Origin of the sequence: Pseudomonas sp. ICBG1301 (genome assembly GCF_016918385.1) — a bacterium.
Lineage (GTDB): Bacteria > Pseudomonadota > Gammaproteobacteria > Pseudomonadales > Pseudomonadaceae > Aquipseudomonas > Aquipseudomonas palleroniana.
In genome coordinates this window covers 354066-373890 of sequence record NZ_JAEKGB010000005.1, presented here as the reverse complement: position 1 = coordinate 373890, position 19825 = coordinate 354066, and the positions used below count along the sequence as shown (strand labels likewise).

The window sequence follows — 19825 nt, the reverse complement described above, 5'->3', positions numbered from 1 at the left end:
ATTTCCTAGTTAATTCAGGCTTGGCAGGGTCAGACCATCATCAAAAGCACGGCGACAAAGATGCTGCCGGCAGAGAAGGTCATGGTCCGAGACGACCAGGTGTTGAACCAACGTTGAAAGCTGGCCAAATCGCGGGTCAGTTTGGTGTCCTGGCGGGTCCAGGACTGTTGATCAAGGCGGAAGAACACGTAGATCTTCACCAGCGCCCCCATGATCTGGTTGTAATAGAGAATCACCGGGTAGGCCGGGCCGATCTTGTGGCCGGAGCACGACAGCAACAGCGTGAGAATCAGGCGAGTGATGCCGATCCACAGCAGGTACGCGAGGATGAACGCGCCGCCGTATTTGAAGGTGGCAATGAACGCTACGGTCAGGCCGAGCAGGGACGTCCACATCGACACGCGCTGGTCGAACAACACGATGCTGGTAAACACGCCCAGGCGGCGTACACCCAGGCCCAGGGCGCGGGAGTTCTGGCGCAGGTTGTTGCCGTACCAGCGGAACATCAGTTTGCGGCTGGCCTTGATAAAGCTCTTTTCCGGTGGGTGCTCGACCGTGTTGATCGCGGCGTCCGGCACGTAGAAGGTGTCGTAGCCCAGGCGCATCAGGCTGAACCAGCTGGACTTGTCATCACCTGTCAAAAACTTGAAACGGCCCAGGCGCCAGTGTTGCAGCGAGTCGCTTTCCACATCGGCGATGAAGTCCGGGTCGGTGACCACCGTGGCACGGAACACCGACATGCGCCCGGTCATGGTCAGTACGCGCTTGGACAGGGCCATGGAGCACATGTTGATGTGCCGCTGGGCGAACCGCAGCTTGTGCCATTCGCTCATGATGTAGCCGCCGCGTACTTCGCAGAACTCGTTGGTGGTCAGGCCGCCGACGTTGTCGAACAGCTGGAACCACGGCACGGTCTTGCGTACCACGCCTTCTGCGAGCACGGTGTCGCCGTCGATCACGGCCACCACGGCGCGGTCATCCGGCATATGCCGGGAGATGGCGCGGAAGCCGAAGGCCAGGCCGTCGCGCTTGCCGGTGCCGGCGATGCGCACGAAGTCGAGCTTGACGTGGTCCGGAGGGTTCATGCGTTCCCACAGGCTTTTCACCAACAGCTCATCGGACATTTCCACCAGCGAGCAGACCACCGTAGTGGGGAAGCCGCATTCAATGGCTTCACGGATCACCGAGCTGTACACCTGGGCGGTGGTCAACGCGTCGATACGGAAGCTGGTGACCATCAGGAACACATGGGACGGGTCGGCGGCCTTGCCCAGCTTGCGCACTTTGCGGCGCAGGTGCGGGTAGACCACGTACAGGAACAGCATGCCGCGAAAGAAATGCGTCGCCCCCATCGAGTAGCGCCAGATACCGACGGCACCAATCAGGAAAATAAAATTCTTCGACTGCGAGTCGAACGTGCTCGCCGGCAACAGCAGGGCGAGACCCATCAGCAGGCTGAGGAAGAACAACCAGCCGGCCGATTGGAGCAAAATGTGTCTTAACTTGGACATGAGCGTCATCCGAGGGTGGAGAAGGCTCCGGCTGCAAGCGCTGGGGAAGTACCCTTGCAGCCGGAACTTACCGTTGCCGTTACCAGCAAATGCCTTCGGTGCGGCCGCCGGCGCTGGTCGCCTTGGCCATGAAGCCCACCAGGTCGATCACTTGCTTGCCGTGCGGTGCTTCGTGCGCCAGGGCGCGGAACTTCTCGTCGCGGTTGCCCAGGATGATCACGTCGGAGTTGTTGATCACATCATCGAAGTCCGAGTTGAGCAGGGACGACACATGGGGGATCTTGCCTTCGATGTAGTCCTTGTTGGCGCCGTGCACACGGGCGTACTCGACGTTGCTGTCGTAGATGCTCAGGTCGTAACCCTTGCCGATCAGCATTTCCGCCAGTTCCACCAATGGGCTTTCACGCAGGTCGTCGGTGCCGGCCTTGAAGCTCAGGCCCAGCAGCGCGACTTTGCGCTTGTCGTGGCTGGAAACGATGTCGAACGCGTTCTGGACCTGGGATTCATTGCTGCGCATCAGCGAGTTGAGCAACGGCGCTTCCACGTCGAGGGAACCGGCGCGGTAGGTCAGGGCGCGTACATCCTTGGGCAGGCACGAACCGCCGAAGGCGAAGCCTGGGCGCATGTAGTACTGCGACAGGTTGAGGGTCTTGTCCTGGCACACCACTTCCATCACTTCACGGCCATCGACACCAACGGCCTTGGCGATGTTGCCGATCTCGTTGGCAAAGGTGACTTTGGTGGCGTGCCACACGTTGCAGGTGTACTTGATCATCTCGGCGACGGCGATGTCCTTGCGGATGATCGGTGCGTCGAGTTCTTCGTACAGTGACTGCAGCACGTCGCCGGACGCTGTGTCGAACTCGCCGATGACGGTCATTGGTGGCTGGTCGTAGTCGGCGATGGCGGTGGATTCACGCAGGAACTCCGGGTTGACCGCGACACCGAAGTCGACGCCGGCTTTTTTGCCGGAGCAGTCTTCGAGGATCGGGATCACCACGTTGGCCACGGTGCCCGGAAGCACAGTGCTGCGCACCACGATGGTGTGGCGGGTGGTCTTGTCACGCAGGACGAAGCCGATTTCGCGGCACACCGACTCGATGTAGTTGAGTTCCAGGTCGCCGTTCTTCTTGCTCGGCGTGCCGACGCAGATCATCGACAGGTCGGTGTCGCGGATGGCTTCGGCGAAGTTGGTGGTGCCGCGCAGGCGACCGTTAGCGATGCCCTGGCTCAACAGTTCGCCCAGACCCGGTTCAACGATTGGCGATTTGCCCGCGTTGATCAGGTCGATCTTTTCCTTGGAAATATCTACACCGACCACTTCGTGGCCACGGGCAGACAGGCAACCGGCACAGACTGCGCCAACGTAACCTAGACCAAATATGCTGATGCGCATCGCATTTACCTCTTTGTGTTAATCACGCCAATTAGATGGCCGGAGTTCATGTTTGCAAGCGTCACTGATTGCCGCGAAAGTTGGGCGAATAAACGCCGACTTGTCACGTGCAGGCATGTTGAGTAGTGAGTGGCTAACGAGTGCACTCAAGTTGTGCTTAACTTGGCCTTGTTATTGGGGAGTGCTCTGAAATGTAGCCAGGCTTCCTGCTGGAAGGGGCTGGCGCCTTTGCCCGCTGGGCTCTGGCTTGCATATTTCAGGCAAACGCTGCCTTGGCCTATAGGGGATAGCAACTAATCCTTATCGCCGCCCTCAACTCAATCAGTTGATGATTCAACCCTGCTATATAAGTCGTGATGGCAACTTAGTTATTGCTGGGTTGTGATGTAAGTCATCTCCTACAGAAACAGAGAATTTTGTTACCGGTGGTATGAGCCGCGTGTTCAGGTGAAGTTCCGAGCCGCTCATCCTGTTTTCTGAAATTTCTTGAAATATTGGAAAAGATGGCACTAGTACTATATTGATAGCACTTGCTACTTCGGCCAGTAGTTGCAGGGAGTTGGTAAGCGGGGATAGTTTTGTGCCACTACCTTTTGAAAAAAGCGGTGCCACTACGAAAAAAAATGACGAATGTCGAGTGAAAGATTCGTTAGGAATGTGTCAATAGATTTTTTGACGCCAAATAAATGACGTTTTCAATTTGAAATACAGGCAAAAGTGGGAGGGGGCTTGCTCCCGATGGCAGAGTGTCAGTCACTGAATGGGTAACTGAACTATCGCTATCGGGAGCAAGCCCCCTCCCACATTTTGAGCGCCTTATTCCGGTGCGTGATCCCGCAGGAACACCAGATTGTCCGGCTTGGACAGCTGCGCATCGAAGCGATAACCCTGCACCTCGAACTGCTTCAGATGCGCCGGGTCGTTGATGCGTTCTTCGATCACAAAGCGGCTCATCATGCCCCGGGCCTTCTTGGCATAGAAGCTGATGATCTTGTACTGGCCGTTCTTCAGGTCCTTGAATTCGGTATTGATGATGCGTGCGTTCAGGGCTGTGCGCTTGACCGCCGAGAAGTATTCGTTGGACGCCAGGTTGAGCAACACATCGTCGCCTTGTTCGGCCAGGGCTTCATTGAGCCACTCGCTGATGCGTGTGCCCCAGAACGCGTAGAGGTCCTTGCCACGGGCGTTGGCCAGCTTGGTGCCCATTTCCAGGCGGTACGGCATCATCAGGTCCAGAGGGCGCAGCAGGCCGTACAGGCCCGAGAGCATGCGCAGGTGGTCCTGGGCGTAGCTGAAATCGGCATCGGTGAAGGTTTCGGCGTTCAGGCCGGTGTACACGTCACCCTTGAATGCCAGCAGTGCCTGCTTGGCATTGGCCGGGGTGAAGGCGGGCGTCCAGCTGCCGAAGCGCGCCGCATTGAGGCCGCCGATCTTGTCGGAGACGTGCATCAACTCGCTGATTTGCGCCGGGCTCATTTCGCGCAATTGTTCGATCAGTGCCTGGGAGTGATCCAGGTACTGCGGCTGGGTAAAGCGCTGGGTTACCGGCGGCGTCTCGAAGTCGAGAGTCTTGGCGGGGGAAATCACCATCAGCATGAAGTCGTCTCCTGAAATCGTGGCGTGTAGCGTGGCCGCGATTCTAGGGGGTGCAGCGTTTTGACTCCACCTATGATGGCGATAGTCGCGATCCGCTATGATGCCCGGTGACTCTGGAGAGGGAGACCCTGTGTGCGAATCGCGCTTTTAATCTCGGCTTGTCTGTTATGCCTCAATACCCAGGCTGCGCCGGTGGACGTGGCGAGCCTGGATCGTGGCACCTGGCCGGAAAAACTCAGCAGCCCGGCGCTGTTCGATGTGGCCTCGCGTGCGGAAATCCTGATGTTCGCCCATAGCCTGTTGGCCAGTGAGGCCCAGGATGACGGCGCGCTCAAGCAGCGACTGGGGCTGAAGATCATCAACCTGGCGTCGATCTACGACCTGCGTCGCCAGCTGTGGCAGCGCCTGCTGGAGAACTACACCCTCGCCCAGCAGAGCTGCGAAGAGGACGCCTCGTTCTGCTACCTGGTGGAAAACATGGATGACCTGCGCGAGCAGGCCGGCAAGTTCGAAGTCAGTGAAAACTCCTTCTATATAGGCTGGGCCGGGCCGAGCCATCAATTCCATGAGCGTTACCTCGATGAACTGCTGCGCAAGGCAGCGCTGTTCCCGCAGATCAGTAGCGAAGTGGCACGCTTTGGTGACCATGAGCGCAACGGTGATGAGCTCAATGATCGAATGTTCCTGCTGACCTTCGACGGCGGTCCGGCACCGCTCAACGGCAATACCGACTGGCTCACTGACTATTTGCGTAAACAGAAGATGAACGCCATCTTCTTCGCCCTCGGCGGCAGCCTGCAAACCCGGGTGGAACGCAGTTCGGCCAGTGACGTGCAGGCGCTGTACCACGGCCAGTGCGTGGGCACCCAGGGTTGGCAATACCGTTCCCACAGCCACTGGGTGGACTGGCAAAGCTCCATCACACGCGGTGCGTCGCTGACGCAAAACCTGATGCCGGAAAACTATGTGCCGCTGTTTCGCCCGCCTTACGGCCAGCGTCGCGCGGACAGCCAGGGGTTCTTCCAGGCGCAAGGTCTGCAGGTGGCGTTGTGGGATATCGATTCCCAGGACGAGCCGGGCCAGCTCAAGGCCGATGAGTCGGCGCAACGGGTGCTGACGCTGATGTTGTTGTGGCGCAAAGGGGTGATTGTGTTTCACGACACCCAGGACAAGGCACGGGTGGCGTTGCCGCTGTTGTTGCAATCTACGGCACAGAGTGGCCTGGGCTGGCAGGACTGCCGGGAAGCTTTTCGTTGAAAAAGACGAAACGCCCGGCCCGGTTGGGGCGGAGGCATTTTTGGGGTGATTTTGTGCGACAAATCGATGCAGGCGGACTTCCGACTTTAACGGGGTACCTGGCACTCGGCTAGTGTTATTCGTCATCCTGAAAAATAAACTTCAAAAAAGCGTCAAAGTGCTTTTTCCTGTCATGGGTTTTGCGGTATTACGAAGTCAGATCGCCGAAACCTGCAGCACAGGTGGCGTCTTACAAGACTCCTCAGGTGGGCACCGCGCTTGACGTCACTCAGGTGCGGTCGGTGGTCGAATCGAGGCGCAGCACCGCCCAGGTATTGCGTCGAATGGCTCCCACAAAGGTGACCGAGTATGGATGATCATGGACGTAACCCTTCTTCCGACCAGCCAATCCTTTACGTGCTTGATACCAACGTATTGATCCACGATCCAAACGCACTGCTTAACTTCGAAGAACACCACGTCGCCATCCCGATGATCGTGCTTGAGGAGCTCGACAAGCTCAAAAGCGGGCACCACAGCGTGGCCGCCGAGTGCCGCCAGGCGATTCGCCTGATCGACAAGACCCTGGGTGAAGCTTCACCCGAAGACGTTGAAGTCGGCGTGCCGATCCAGCGTGGCAAAGGCGGGCCCAAGGGCTTGCTGTCGATTCTGATGAGCAAGCGCAGCGAGCCCAACAGCCTGCTGCCGGAGAACCTGAACGACAACAAAATCATCAACCAATTGATCGACTTGCACGCACGCGACAAGGAGTTACGCGTGGTGCTGGTGACCAAAGACATCAACATGCGCCTCAAGGCACGAGCGTGTGGGATCGCTGCCGAGGACTACAGTACCGACCAACTGGTCGACGACGTGTCGATGCTGTCGCGTGGTTATCACATGATGACCGGCTCGTTCTGGGACCGCGTCAGCAAGGTCGAAACCCGTCAGGATCATGGCCGCACCTGGCACCAGGTGCAGTTGATCGACAACCTGCCGGCCGTGCACATCAATGAGTTCATCGTCGACGAACAGGGCTTCGTGGGTTGGATCAAAGAGATCCAGGTCGACAAGCTGCTGATCCTCGACCTGCATCAGGAGCCCCTGTTGCACCAGGAAGCCTGGGGCCTGAAACCGCGCGATATCTACCAGAGCCTGGCGTTGTATGCGCTGCTCGACCCGGATATCCACCTGGTCAACCTGACGGGCGCCGCAGGTTCGGGCAAAACCATTCTCGCCCTGGCTGCCGCCATCGAACAGACCATGGTGACCAAGCGCTATCGCCGCATCATCGCCACCCGCAGCGTGCAGGGCCTGGACCAGGAAATCGGTTTCCTGCCCGGCACCGAGGCGGAAAAAATGGAGCCGTGGCTGGGGGCGATCACCGATAACCTCGAAGCTTTGCACATGGATGACGAAAACACCCATGGCAGCGTCGATTACATCCTCAGCAAAGTGCCGTTGCAGTTCAAATCCCTCAACTACATTCGAGGTCGCAGCTTCCAGCAAAGCCTGATCCTGATCGATGAATGCCAGAACCTCACGCCGCACCAGATGAAAACCATCATCACGCGTGCCGGCGCCGGTTCCAAAGTGGTGTGCCTGGGTAACCTGGCACAGATCGACACCCCTTACCTGTCCGCGACCAGTTCCGGGCTGACCTACCTGACGGAACGTTTCAAAGACTTCCCCAACGGCGTGCACATCGCGCTGCAAGGGGTGCCTCGTTCGATCCTGGCCGAATACGCCGAGTCGCATCTGTAAACACACACCTGTGAGAGTTGGTGGATAAATGCCACGAACCGCCCCGGATTTTTCACGAAGTCCGGGGTTTTTGTTGTGGGCGACATTTGTCTTCGTTAATGCGCCCAGGGTGCTTGTGGTCTTTGTAATTATTTTGTTACATTTTTTGCCGCTGCAAAAACAATAAGAACGCTGCGTGACCCCCGTCGGAAAACCACCTCATTCATTCGACGAACACTTGAAAACCCCATGGGTTTTCCGCGTGACCCTGCCTATTACAAAAAGCCCGATACATCGCTCATTGACGACGCACATCTCCAAAGGGAAAGGAAAATGGACGTAGCAGGTAATGGCTCCACTGTATTTTTTCGCAAGCGCCAATCGATACCCCTTACACCCATCGCACTCGGCTTGGCCTTATGGCTCGGCCACGGCCCAACGGTCTGGGCGGATGACAGCAACCCTTACACCGCCCCGGTGCTCGAATCGGCCTTCCGCAAAGCGGTTGCCTCGTTTGGCCCGAATACCGACGTGTATAAAAACCTGCGGTTTGCCTACGCCGATATCGTCGATCTTGCCGCCAAGGACTTCGCCGGCCAGTCCGCCAAGTTCGACTCGGCCCTCAAGCAGAACTACGAGCTGCAACCGGAAAACCTGACCATCGGAGCCATGCTCGGTGACACCCGGCGGCCGCTGGATTACAGCTCACGCCTGGATTACTACCGCAGCCGGCTTTTCAGCAACAGCGGTCGCTACACCACCAACATTCTCGACTTCTCCAAGGCCATCATGGCCAACCTGCCCGCCGCCAAGCCCTACACCTATGTGGAACCGGGCGTCAGCAGCAACCTCAACGGGCAGCTCAACGCCGGCCAGTCCTGGGCCGCCGTCACCCGTGACTGGAATGCTAACGCGCAAACCTGGAAAACCCCGGAAGCCCAGGTCAACTCCGGCCTGGATCGCACCAACGCGTATTTCGCCTATGCCTTGGGCATGACCGGCAAGGGCGTGAATGTCGGCGTGCTCGACTCCGGCATTCTCACCGAACACTTCGAATTCCAGGGCAAGAACGCCCAGGGCCAGGACCGTGTGCAGGCGGTGACGTCCACCGGCGAGTACTACGCCACCCATCCGCGTTATTTCCATGACACCCCGGCGGGCGAGTTTCAAAAAGGCGAGCACTTCAGTATTTCCGGCGAGTACGACCCGACCATCAACGACGGGCACGGCACGGAAATGTCCGGTGTGCTGGGCGCCAGTCGCAACGGCACCGGTATGCACGGCATAGCCTTTGACGCGAACATTTTTGTCGCCAATACCGGCGGCACCGACGACAACCGTTTCCAGGGCTCCAACGATCTGGACTACAACGCGTTCATGGCCAGCTACAACGCCCTGGCCGCCAAGAATGTGTCGATCGTCAACCAGAGCTGGGGGCAGAACTCGCGCAATGACGTGGAAAACCTTTTCGGCAATGTCGGCGACAGCGCGGCCGACAACCTGCGCGACATGACCGCCGCCTACCGCCCGTTCTGGGACAAGGCCCACGCCGGGCAGAAAACCTGGATGGATGCGATGGCCGATGCTGCCCGGCAAAACAGCTTTATCCAGATCATTTCGGCGGGCAACGACAGCCACGGCGCCAACCCGGACACCAACGCCAACCTGCCATTTTTCAAGCCGGATATCGAAAGCAAATTCCTTTCGATCACCGGTTACGACGAGACCAGTGCCCAGGTCTACAACCGTTGCGGCACCTCGAAATGGTGGTGCGTGATGGGTGTTTCCGGGATTCCGTCCACCGGGCCTGAAGGTGAAATCATCCCCAACGCCAACGGCACTTCCGCCGCTGCGCCGAGCGTCTCCGGGGCTCTGGCGCTGGTGCTCCAGCGCTTCCCCTACATGACCGCCAGCCAGGCCCGGGATGTGTTGCTCACCACCTCCAGCCTGCAAGCGCCGGATGGGCCGGACACCCCTGTGGGGACCCTGACCGGTGGTCGCACCTACGACAACCTGCAACCGGTGCACGATGCGGCGCCGGGCACGCCGCAAGTACCGGGCGTGGTCAGTGGCTGGGGCCTGCCCAATCTGCAAAAAGCCATGCAAGGGCCGGGGCAGTTCCTCGGGGCGGTGGCCGTGGCATTGCCCACGGCTACGCGTGACATCTGGGCTAACCCGATTTCCGATGAGGCGATTCGCGCCCGTCGGGTAGAAGATGCCACCGAACAAGCGACCTGGGCCGCGACCAAACAGCAAAAAGGCTGGCTCAATGGCCTGCCTGCCAATGCTTCGGCGGATGATCAGTTCGCGTATGAGATCGGCAGCACACGGGAGCAGGCGACCCTGGCTCGAGGCAAGGATTTGCTTACCGGCGCGACCTATGTCGGCAGCCTGGTCAAGTCCGGTGACGGCGAGCTGGTACTGGAAGGCCAGAACACTTACTCGGGCAGTACCTGGGTGCGTGGAGGCAAGCTGTCGGTGGACGGCTCGCTGACTTCCGCAGTGACGGTGGACGCTAGTGCCGTGGGCACGCGCAATGCGGATAACGGTGTGACGACCACCTTGGGTGGCACGCTGGCCGGCAACGGCACGGTGGGTGCCTTGACCCTCAACAGCGGTGGCCGCGTGGCGCCGGGGCATTCGATCGGCACGCTGCACACGGGTGACGTGACCTTCAATCCAGGCTCGGTGTACGCCGTTGAAGTGGGCCCCAATGGCCGCAGCGACCAGATCCAGAGCAGTGGCGTCGCGACCCTCAATGGCGGTGTGGTGACGGTGTCCCTGGAGAATAGCCCAAACCTGCTGTCCGCCAGCGAGGCGCGCAGCCTGCTGGGCCAGCCGTTCAACATCCTCAGCGCCAGCCAAGGTATCAACGGCCGGTTTGCGGCGATTACTCCCAACTATCTGTTTATTGGCACTGAGCTCAGCTACCAGCCGAACCAACTGAGCCTGACGGTGGCGCGTAACCAGGCGACGTTCGCCAGTGTCGCGCAAACCCGTAATGAGCGTGCGGTCGCGACAGCGGCCGAAGCGTTGGGCGCGGGCAGCCCGGTGTACGAAAGCCTGCTGGCCTCCGACTCGGCGCCGCAGGCGCGGGAGGCGTTCAAGCAGTTGTCCGGGCAATTGCACTCGGATGTGGCGGCGGCGCACATGGCCGACAGCCGTTACCTGCGTGAAGCGGTCAATGGCCGGCTGCAACAGGCCCAGTCGCTGGATTCCAGCGCGCAGATCCAGGCCGGCGATAACGGCGGTTGGGTACAGTTGCTGGGCGGTCGCAACAACATCAGCGGTGACAACAACGCCAGCGGTTATTCCTCATCCACCAGCGGGGTATTGCTGGGCCTGGACACCGAGGTCGGGGACGGCTGGCGCGTGGGGGCAGCTACCGGCTACACCCAGAGCCATCTCAATGGCGCATCGGCTTCGGCAGACAGCGACAACTATCACCTGTCGGTCTACGGTGGAAAACGTTTCGATGCGATAGCCCTGCGCCTGGGTGGCGCCAGCACCTGGCACCGTATCGACGCTTCGCGTCGTGTGGCCTATGCCAACCAGGCGGACTACGACAAAGCCGACTACAACGCGCGCACCGACCAGGTGTTCGGCGAGATCGGCTACACCCAATGGAGCCAGTTCGAGCCTTTCGCCAACCTGACCTACCTGAACTACCAGAGCGATTCGTTCAAGGAGAAAGGCGGCGCCGCAGCCTTGCACGCCAGCAAACAAAGCCAGGACGCCACGCTCTCCACACTGGGCCTGCGCGCGCATACCCAATTGCCGGTCAGCTCGACGTCGGCGGTGACCTTGCGCGGCGAGTTGGGTTGGGAGCATCAGTTTGGCGCTACCGATCGCGAAGCCTCGCTGAAATTCGCCGGCAGCGACACGGCCTTTGCAGTCAACAGCGTGCCCGTGGCCCGCGATGGCGCGGTCATCAAGGCCAGTGCCGAAATGGCCTTGACCCCTGACACGCTGGTGTCCTTGAGCTATAGCGGTTTGCTGTCCAACCGAGGTAACAACAACGGGATCAATGCCGGGTTTACCTTCCGCTTCTGACCCTTTGTAGTGAGCGGGCTTGCCCCGCGCGGCGGTGTGTCAGGTAAGTTTGAGCCGCCTGACACACCGCGGCGCGGGGCAAGCCCGTTCACTACATGCATTTGGATGGGGGGCCGCGTGTTGTGCCCCTTTTTTTGACCTACGGGTTTACAATTGTCGCTCCTGATCAGGAGTATCCCTGTGCTGACTCATCTCGATTCCCAAGGTCGCGCCCATATGGTCGACGTCACCGACAAAGCCGTGACGTTCCGAGAGGCCGTGGCCGAAGCGCGGGTGCGCATGCTGCCCCAGACCCTGCAAATGATTGTCGACGGCGCCCACCCCAAGGGCGACGTGTTTGCCGTGGCCCGTATCGCCGGCATCCAGGCCGCCAAAAAAACCAGTGATCTGATCCCGCTGTGCCACCCGTTGATGCTCACTGGCGTCAAGGTCGAGCTGAGCGCCGAAGGTGTGGATACGGTGCATATCCTGGCGCGCTGCAAACTCAGTGGCCAGACCGGCGTGGAGATGGAAGCCCTGACCGCCGCCAGTGTCGCAGCGCTGACGATCTACGACATGTGCAAGGCCGTGGACCGCGGCATGACCATCGAAAGCGTTCGCCTGCTGGAAAAGCTCGGCGGTAAAAGCGGGCATTTCAAGGCGGAGCAGGCATGAGCATCAACGTATTGTTTTTTGCGCGCTACGCAGAGGTGGTGGGCTTCGATTCGCTGGAAATGGAAGGCGATTTTGCCACCGTTGAAGCTGTGCGCCTGGCCTTGGCGGCGGATCCGGAGTTTGCCGTGCTCAACGAGACCAGCCTGATGTGCGCCCGCAACCAGGAACTGTGCAACCTCGACGAACCGCTGCAGCCGGGCGACGAAGTGGCGTTCTTCCCGCCCGTGACCGGGGGGTGAGCAGGGTGATTCGTGTGCAAGTCGAGGCGTTTGATCCCGGTGCCGAAGTCAATGCTATGCACGCAGCCAATGTGGGTGTGGGCGCGGTGGTGAGCTTTGTCGGTTATGTGCGCGACTTCAACGATGGCCGTGAAGTGTCGGGGATGTTCCTTGAGCATTACCCCGGCATGACTGAAAAAGCCTTGGCCAAGATTGCCGTGGAGGCCGAGCAGCGCTGGCCGTTGCTCAAGCTGGAGGTGCTGCATCGTATTGGTGTGCTGGAGCCGGGCGAGCCCATCGTCTTCGTCGCGGCAGCGAGTGCTCATCGCCAGGCCGCGTTTGATGCCTGTGCGTTCGTGATGGATTACCTGAAGACGCGTGCGCCGTTCTGGAAGAAAGAGAACACCAACGAAGGGCCGCGCTGGGTAGAAGGGCGCCACAGCGACCATACGGCCGCAGACCGCTGGAAATAGCGGATCGAACACAAAACCAACTGTGGGAGGGGGGTTGCCCCCGATGGCGGTGGCACATTCAACAGTTATGTTGACTGAGCGACTGCTATCGGGAGCAAGCCCCCTCCCACATTTTTACTGCATCCAGCTTTATGGGCGTTTGCGCTCAACCGCGCGCAGCAGGTGCGTTGGCGGTGTTTCGCAGCTGATCTTGCGGCCCAGCAGCGCCTCGATCGACGGTAGCTGATACGAGTCATCTTCCCCAGCGAAGCTGATCGACACACCCGCCGCGCCGGCACGGCCGGTACGGCCAATGCGGTGCACGTAGTCGTCCGGTACTTCCGGCAGGGTGAAGTTGATCACGTGGCTGATTCCGTCGATATGAATCCCGCGGCCCGCCACGTCGGTGGCCACCAGTACGCGGATCTTGCCCTCGCGAAAGCCTTCCAGGGTCTTGATACGCTTGTGTTGCGGCACGTCGCCCGACAGCTGCGCGGCGTTGACGCCATCACGCACCAGGCGTTCCTCGATGCGGCGAACTTCGTCCTTGCGGTTGGCAAACACCATCACGCGTTCCCAGCCGTTGTCGTTGACCAGGTTGTAGAGCAGTTTGTACTTGTCGGCACCGGCTACGGCATAGATGTGCTGTTCGACGTTTTCGCTGGCAACGTTTTCGGCTTCGATCTCGACGATGGACGGGTCGGTGGTCCATTGCTTGGCGAGGTTCATCACGTCGTCGGTGAAGGTCGCGGAGAACAGCAGGGTCTGGCGCTCGGTTTTCGGTGGGGTCTGGCGAATGATCTGACGGACCTGCGGGATGAAACCCATGTCGAGCATGCGGTCGGCTTCGTCCAGTACCATCACTTCGACCATGTCCAGGTGCACGTCGCCGCGCTGGTTGAAGTCCAGCAGGCGGCCCGGAGTGGCCACCAGGATGTCGCAGTGGCGGGCTTCGAGCTGCTTGAGCTGCTTGTCGAAGTCCATGCCTCCCACGAAGGTCATCACGTTGAGGCCGGTGTACTTGGTCAGGTCGGTGGCGTCCTTGGCGATCTGCACGACCAGCTCCCGGGTCGGGGCAATGATCAGGGCGCGCGGTTCACCCATGTAGCGTTCTTTGGGCGGTGGCGTCTGCAGCAACTGGGTGATGATCGAGATCAGGAACGCAGCGGTCTTGCCGGTGCCGGTCTGCGCACGACCGATGGCGTCTTTTCCGGCCAGGGTGAAACCCAGGACTTGCGCCTGGATCGGCGTGCAGTACGGGAAGCCCAGGTCCTGGATGGCGTGCATCAGTTCCGGGGCGAGCTTGAAATCGTGGAAGCGCGTCTTGCCTTCCTGGGGCTCGACGACGAAGTCTTCGAGTTTCCACGGAGTGACCGGCGGTTTGGGCGCACGTTCGCGACGTGGCTTGGGCGCGACGGGCGCAGGCGTGGCCTCGAGCGGTTTTGCCTGTTCGGCCGGCTTTACCGCTGGCTTTTTCGGCTGGGCGGCAGGTGCGGTCCGGCCGGGCTGTTTACCGTCATTGCGGCTGCCGGACGTGGGGGCAGGGGCACTGGAAACTGGCGCGAGCGGCTCAGCCTCGCTTTTGCCGAACATCTTCTTGAGTGCTTTGAGCACGGTGATCTCATTAATTGGTTAAGGAATGTACGCCGGCCAGTGTAATGCAAGAAACGGGCGCGGCGTAGTGCGTCTGTCATGCGGCTACATAAAGCAATGCTTTTCAACCCAGGCGAGTGCTCAACCAGGTACCGATATCGCGTATCTCTTCAGGTAACACTTCGTGGCCCATTGGGTATTCCTGCCATGTCACGGTGACACCACGGGTCTTCAAGTGCTCGTAGGCACTGCGGCCCATGGCGTTCTGTACCACGTCGTCGTAGTGGCCGTGCAGGCACAGGGCCGGAATGCGCTGCTGGCTGGCGGACAATTCCAGCTCATCGTCGAACGTCGGTGCGTAGGTGGAGAGGGCGATCACGCCGCCCAGCGCGCCTTGCCATTTCAGGTATGCGGTATGGAACACCACCGCCCCGCCTTGGGAGAACCCCGCGAGGAAAATCCGCGAGGCGTCTATTCCGCTGCTTTTTTGCTCTTTGATCAGGTCGGTGACCATTTTGGCCGAGGTTTCCAGCTCTTCCAGGCTGATGGACCGGGCCGGGCTCATGGCCTTGATGTCGTACCAGCTGGGCATCTCGTAGCCGCCGTTGATCGTCACGGGACGGGTCGGTGCCTGGGGCAAAACGAAACGGGTTGTCAGTAAATTTTCCTGCAACGCTTCGGCCACCGGCAGGAAGTCGTAGCGATCAGCGCCCAGGCCATGCAGCCAGATTACGCAGGCGTCGGCGGGCTTGGCGGGCTGAAGAATCAAGGGTTCGGTCATGTCTGCTCCATCTATGTGCACACGCTCCGATTGGGTGCGTTGGAACGGTGCGTAAAAGGTCGATCTGTTAAGAGAATGTCGCAAGGTTGAATCTTTTTCTATTGCACATGGGCTGAAACGACTCAGCCGGCACTCTGGTACGCGCCTTGCTATGTGTAGGTCGATGTCAGAACTATTCGCAGACGGTAACACTATCAGTGACTGCCGCTTGTGGGATAGCAGCTGGAATTATCGCGACAATCTCATGCCGCTTGACCCTAAAAAAAGCCAACACGGGTCGATATCGCCTCATAAGGGTGCGCTGAGGTTTGAGCTCCGACACAACAAGAGCAACTGGAGGTTTGAATGAAGGTATTGAAATCCACCCTGGCCATCGTCACCGCGGCCGCTGTATTGGGTGTCAGTGGTTTTGCCCAAGCCGGCGCTACCCTGGACGCCGTGCAGAAGAAAGGCTTTGTGCAATGTGGTGTGAGTGACGGCCTGCCGGGTTTCTCGGTGCCGGATGCCAGCGGCAAGATCCTCGGGATCGACGCTGACGTGTGCCGTGCTGTGGCCGCTGCCGTGTTCGGCGACGCCACCAAGGTCAAATTCAGCCAGTTGAATGCCAAGGAGCGTTTCACCGCGCTGCAATCCGGCGAAGTCGACATCCTGTCCCGTAACACCACCATGACCAGTTCCCGCGATGCGGGCATGGGCCTGAAATTCCCGGGCTTCATCACCTACTATGATGGTGTCGGCTTCCTGGTGAACAACAAGCTGGGCGTGAAAAGTGCCAAGGAACTGGACGGTGCAACCATCTGCATCCAGGCCGGTACCACCACCGAGCTGAACGTTTCCGATTACTTCCGCGCCAACAACCTCAAATACACCCCGATCACCTTCGATACCTCCGATGAAAGCGCCAAATCGCTGGAATCCGGCCGTTGCGACGTGTTGACCTCCGACAAGTCCCAGCTGTTCGCCCAGCGCAGCAAGCTGGCCTCGCCGAAGGATTACTCGGTGCTGCCGGAAACCATTTCCAAAGAGCCACTGGGCCCAGTCGTACGTAACGGCGACGACGAGTGGCTGGCCATCGTGCGCTGGGTAGGCTACGCCATGCTCAACGCTGAAGAAGCCGGTATCACTTCGAAAAACGTTGAAGCTGAAGCCAAGTCCACCAAGAACCCGGACGTCGCACGTCTGCTGGGTGCCGACGGCGAATACGGCAAAGACCTGAAACTGAAAAAGGACTGGGTTGTACAGATCGTCAAGCAAGTCGGTAACTACGGTGAAGTGTTCGAGAAAAACCTCGGCAAGAGCACTCCGCTGGAAATCGACCGTGGCCTGAACGCGCTGTGGAACAACGGCGGCATTCAATACGCACCCCCAGTGCGCTGATCGCTGATGGTTCTGTCACCCGGTGGGCCAACCACCGGGTGATGTTCTGTTCCATTATTTCCGGGGCACTTCATGCAAAATCAAATCGGCGCACCCAAGCAGAAGCTCAGCTTCAGCGATCCCAAAGTGCGTGCGTGGCTCTTCCAGATCATCACGATTGTGGCGGTGGTCTCGCTGGGCTGGTACCTCTTCAACAATACCCAGACCAACCTTCAACACCGGGGCATCACCTCGGGGTTCGAGTTTCTTGAGCGCAGTGCCGGCTTCGGTATCGCGCAGCACCTGATCGACTACACCGAATCGGACAGTTATGCCCGAGTGTTCGTGATCGGCTTGCTCAACACCTTGCTGGTCACCGTGATCGGCGTGGTCCTGGCGACCCTGCTCGGTTTCATCATCGGCGTGGCGCGACTGTCGCCGAACTGGATGATCAACAAGCTGGCGACGGTGTACGTGGAAGTGTTCCGCAACATACCGCCGCTGCTGCAAATCCTGTTCTGGTATTTCGCGGTGTTCCTGACCATGCCGGGGCCGCGTAACAGCCACAACTTCGGCGATACCTTCTTTGTCAGCAGTCGCGGCCTGAACATGCCGGCGGCGTTGATGGCGCAGGGTTTCTGGCCGTTCGTGGTCAGCGTGGTGGTGGCGATTGTCGCGATTGTGCTGATGACGCGCTGGGCCAATAAACGTTTCGAAGCCACTGGTGAGCCGTTCCACAAGTTCTGGGCGGGGCTTGCGCTGCTGGTGGTGATCCCGACGTTGTGCACGCTGGTTTTCGGCGCCCCACTGCATTGGGAAATGCCGAAGCTGGCAGGCTTCAACTTTGTCGGCGGTTGGGTCCTGATTCCCGAGCTGTTGGCCCTGACCCTGGCATTGACCGTCTATACGGCAGCGTTCATCGCCGAGATCGTGCGTTCGGGCATCAAGTCCGTCAGCCACGGCCAGACCGAAGCCGCGCGCTCCCTGGGTTTGCGCCCGGGGCCGACGCTGCGCAAGGTCATCATCCCGCAAGCCCTGCGGGTGATCATTCCGCCGCTGACCAGCCAATACTTGAACCTGGCGAAAAACTCGTCGTTGGCCGCCGGTATCGGTTACCCGGAAATGGTTTCGCTGTTTGCCGGCACGGTGCTCAACCAGACCGGCCAGGCGATCGAAGTCATTGCTATCACCATGAGCGTGTACCTGGCGATCAGCATCAGCATTTCCCTGCTGATGAACTGGTACAACAAGCGCATTGCGCTGATCGAGCGGTGAGGAAACGCCCATGAGTTCTCATACTTTCAAACCTGACATGCCGCCGCCGAGCAAAGTCTTCGGCCCGGTGGCCTGGATGCGCGCCAACCTGTTTTCCAGTTGGCTCAACACCCTGCTGACCTTGCTGGCGATCTACCTGGTGTACCTGGTGGTGCCACCGATTCTGCATTGGGCGATTCTGGACGCCAACTGGGTCGGCACTACCCGTGCCGACTGTACGAAGGAGGGCGCCTGTTGGGTGTTTATCCAACAGCGTTTCGGGCAGTTCATGTACGGCTATTATCCCGCCGATCTGCGCTGGCGAGTGGACCTGACCGTATGGTTGGCCGTCGTGGGCGTGGCGCCGTTGTTCATCTCGCGTTTCCAGCGCAAGGCGATCTACGGCCTGAGCTTCCTGGTGCTGTACCCGATCATTGCCTACTGCCTGTTGCATGGCGGCATCTTCGGCCTGACCAACGTGGCGACCAGCCAGTGGGGCGGCCTGATGCTGACCCTGGTGATCGCCACCGTCGGTATCGCCGGCGCGTTGCCGCTGGGTATCGTGCTGGCGCTGGGGCGGCGTTCGAACCTGCCGGCGATTCGTGTGGTCTGCGTGACCTTCATCGAGTTCTGGCGCGGCGTGCCGTTGATCACGGTGTTGTTCATGTCCTCGGTGATGCTGCCGCTGTTCCTGCCCGAGGGCATGAACTTCGACAAGCTGCTACGGGCGCTGATCGGCGTGATCCTGTTCCAGTCGGCCTACGTGGCCGAAGTGGTGCGTGGCGGTTTGCAGGCCATTCCCAAGGGGCAATACGAAGCGGCCGCGGCGATGGGCCTGGGGTACTGGCGCAGCATGGGCCTGGTGATTCTGCCCCAAGCCTTGAAGCTGGTGATCCCGGGCATCGTCAACACGTTTATCGCGCTGTTCAAGGACACCAGCCTGGTGATCATCATCGGTTTGTTCGACCTGCTCAACAGCGTCAAGCAAGCCGCCGCCGACCCGAAATGGCTGGGCATGGCCACCGAAGGCTACGTGTTCGCCGCCCTGGTGTTCTGGATTTTCTGTTTTGGTATGTCGCGCTATTCCATGCATCTGGAACGCAAGCTCGACACAGGCCACAAGCGTTAGGAGTTCTTTTATGAGCGAAGCAATCAAAAAGCCTGTGGGCCCTGAAGGCATTATCCAGATGCAGGGCGTCAACAAGTGGTACGGCCAGTTCCACGTGCTGAAAGACATCAACCTCAACGTCAAGCAGGGCGAGCGTATCGTGCTGTGCGGCCCGTCGGGTTCGGGCAAGTCCACCACCATCCGCTGCCTCAACCGCCTGGAAGAACACCAGCAGGGCCGTATTGTGGTCGACGGCGTGGAGCTGACCAACGACCTCAAGCAGATCGAAGCGATCCGCCGTGAAGTCGGTATGGTGTTCCAGCACTTCAACCTGTTTCCGCACCTGACCATCTTGCAGAACTGCACGCTGGCGCCAATGTGGGTACGCAAGATGCCCAAGCGCAAGGCCGAAGAAATCGCCATGCACTACCTTGAGCGCGTGCGTATTCCGGAGCAGGCCCACAAGTTTCCAGGGCAACTGTCCGGCGGCCAGCAACAGCGTGTGGCCATCGCCCGTGCCCTGTGCATGAAGCCCAAGATCATGTTGTTCGATGAGCCGACCTCGGCGCTCGACCCGGAAATGGTGAAGGAAGTGCTGGACACCATGATCGGCCTGGCCGAAGACGGCATGACCATGTTGTGCGTGACCCACGAAATGGGCTTTGCCCGCACCGTGGCCAACCGCGTGATCTTCATGGACAAGGGCGAGATCGTGGAACAGGCGGCGCCGAATGATTTCTTCGACAACCCGCAGAATGATCGGACCAAGTTGTTCTTGAGCCAGATTTTGCATTGATCAATGTTTGAATGAATAAACCCGGCCTGGTGCCGGGTTTATTTTTGCCTGACTGAAAACCTGGAGCGTTGCCTTTGT

Annotated in this window: 15 protein-coding genes; 10 read left to right on the top strand and 5 right to left on the bottom strand. The window is 59.6% G+C overall.

All coding sequences use genetic code 11. The features are described from left to right. Positions 1-29 precede the first annotated feature (29 nt). The 3 genes from alg8 to yaaA all read right to left on the bottom strand — a co-directional run bounded on the left by alg8 (position 30) and on the right by yaaA (position 4503). The gene (gene alg8 / locus JBE38_RS14665) at positions 30-1511 is read right to left on the bottom strand and encodes a mannuronan synthase (protein ID WP_161548234.1); all 1482 of its coding nucleotides are present in this window, start codon (positions 1509-1511) and stop codon (positions 30-32) included. 79 nt (positions 1512-1590) lie between these two features. Continuing rightward, complete coding sequence (locus JBE38_RS14660) at positions 1591-2907, bottom strand: nucleotide sugar dehydrogenase (protein WP_060753869.1); 1317 nt, start codon at positions 2905-2907, stop codon at positions 1591-1593. Between the two features lie 816 nt (positions 2908-3723). Then, on the bottom strand, positions 3724-4503 hold the full coding sequence (gene yaaA / locus JBE38_RS14655; protein ID WP_205344557.1) for a peroxide stress protein YaaA: 780 nt from the start codon (positions 4501-4503) through the stop codon (positions 3724-3726). 132 nt (positions 4504-4635) lie between these two features. On the opposite strand from yaaA, the gene JBE38_RS14650 reads away from it, so the two are divergent. The 6 genes from JBE38_RS14650 to moaE all read left to right on the top strand — a co-directional run bounded on the left by JBE38_RS14650 (position 4636) and on the right by moaE (position 12880). Then, complete coding sequence (locus JBE38_RS14650) at positions 4636-5760, top strand: polysaccharide deacetylase family protein (RefSeq protein ID WP_161548232.1); 1125 nt, start codon at positions 4636-4638, stop codon at positions 5758-5760. 348 nt (positions 5761-6108) lie between these two features. Then, a complete protein-coding gene (locus JBE38_RS14645) occupies positions 6109-7503 on the top strand; it encodes a PhoH family protein (RefSeq protein ID WP_060753866.1) in 1395 nt (464 codons plus the stop codon). A 312-nt stretch (positions 7504-7815) separates the two neighbouring features. Then, positions 7816-11535: an autotransporter domain-containing protein gene (locus JBE38_RS14640; protein WP_205344556.1), complete on the top strand. Its 3720-nt coding sequence runs from the start codon at positions 7816-7818 to the stop codon at positions 11533-11535. A 180-nt stretch (positions 11536-11715) separates the two neighbouring features. Beyond that, positions 11716-12189, top strand: coding sequence for a cyclic pyranopterin monophosphate synthase MoaC (gene moaC, locus JBE38_RS14635; protein WP_205344555.1), 474 nt, complete (start codon positions 11716-11718; stop codon positions 12187-12189). Continuing rightward, positions 12186-12428, top strand: coding sequence for a molybdopterin converting factor subunit 1 (gene moaD, locus JBE38_RS14630; RefSeq protein WP_205344554.1), 243 nt, complete (start codon positions 12186-12188; stop codon positions 12426-12428). Before moaC ends, moaD begins: the two co-directional genes overlap by 4 nt. Positions 12429-12433: 5 nt before the next feature. After that, positions 12434-12880: a molybdopterin synthase catalytic subunit MoaE gene (moaE, locus tag JBE38_RS14625; protein WP_081086985.1), complete on the top strand. Its 447-nt coding sequence runs from the start codon at positions 12434-12436 to the stop codon at positions 12878-12880. Between the two features lie 129 nt (positions 12881-13009). Here moaE and rhlB read toward each other — a convergent pair whose 3' ends face one another. Next, entirely contained in the window at positions 13010-14479 is a 1470-nt protein-coding gene (gene rhlB, locus JBE38_RS14620; protein ID WP_205344598.1) for an ATP-dependent RNA helicase RhlB, read from the bottom strand. Positions 14480-14576: 97 nt separating this feature from the next. Beyond that, a complete protein-coding gene (locus JBE38_RS14615; protein WP_198760480.1) occupies positions 14577-15233 on the bottom strand; it encodes an alpha/beta hydrolase in 657 nt (218 codons plus the stop codon). A 345-nt stretch (positions 15234-15578) separates the two neighbouring features. On the opposite strand from JBE38_RS14615, the gene JBE38_RS14610 reads away from it, so the two are divergent. The 4 genes from JBE38_RS14610 (at position 15579) to JBE38_RS14595 (ending at position 19747) form a co-directional block, all read left to right on the top strand. Continuing rightward, positions 15579-16610, top strand: a complete 1032-nt coding sequence (locus JBE38_RS14610; protein WP_060753860.1) for an amino acid ABC transporter substrate-binding protein — start codon at positions 15579-15581, stop codon at positions 16608-16610. Positions 16611-16682: 72 nt separating this feature from the next. Further along, complete coding sequence (locus tag JBE38_RS14605; protein ID WP_205344553.1) at positions 16683-17864, top strand: amino acid ABC transporter permease; 1182 nt, start codon at positions 16683-16685, stop codon at positions 17862-17864. A gap of 10 nt (positions 17865-17874) precedes the next feature. Continuing rightward, a complete protein-coding gene (locus JBE38_RS14600) occupies positions 17875-18972 on the top strand; it encodes an amino acid ABC transporter permease (protein WP_198760479.1) in 1098 nt (365 codons plus the stop codon). Between the two features lie 10 nt (positions 18973-18982). Further along, on the top strand, positions 18983-19747 hold the full coding sequence (locus tag JBE38_RS14595) for an amino acid ABC transporter ATP-binding protein (RefSeq protein ID WP_003221897.1): 765 nt from the start codon (positions 18983-18985) through the stop codon (positions 19745-19747). Positions 19748-19825: the final 78 nt, after the last annotated feature.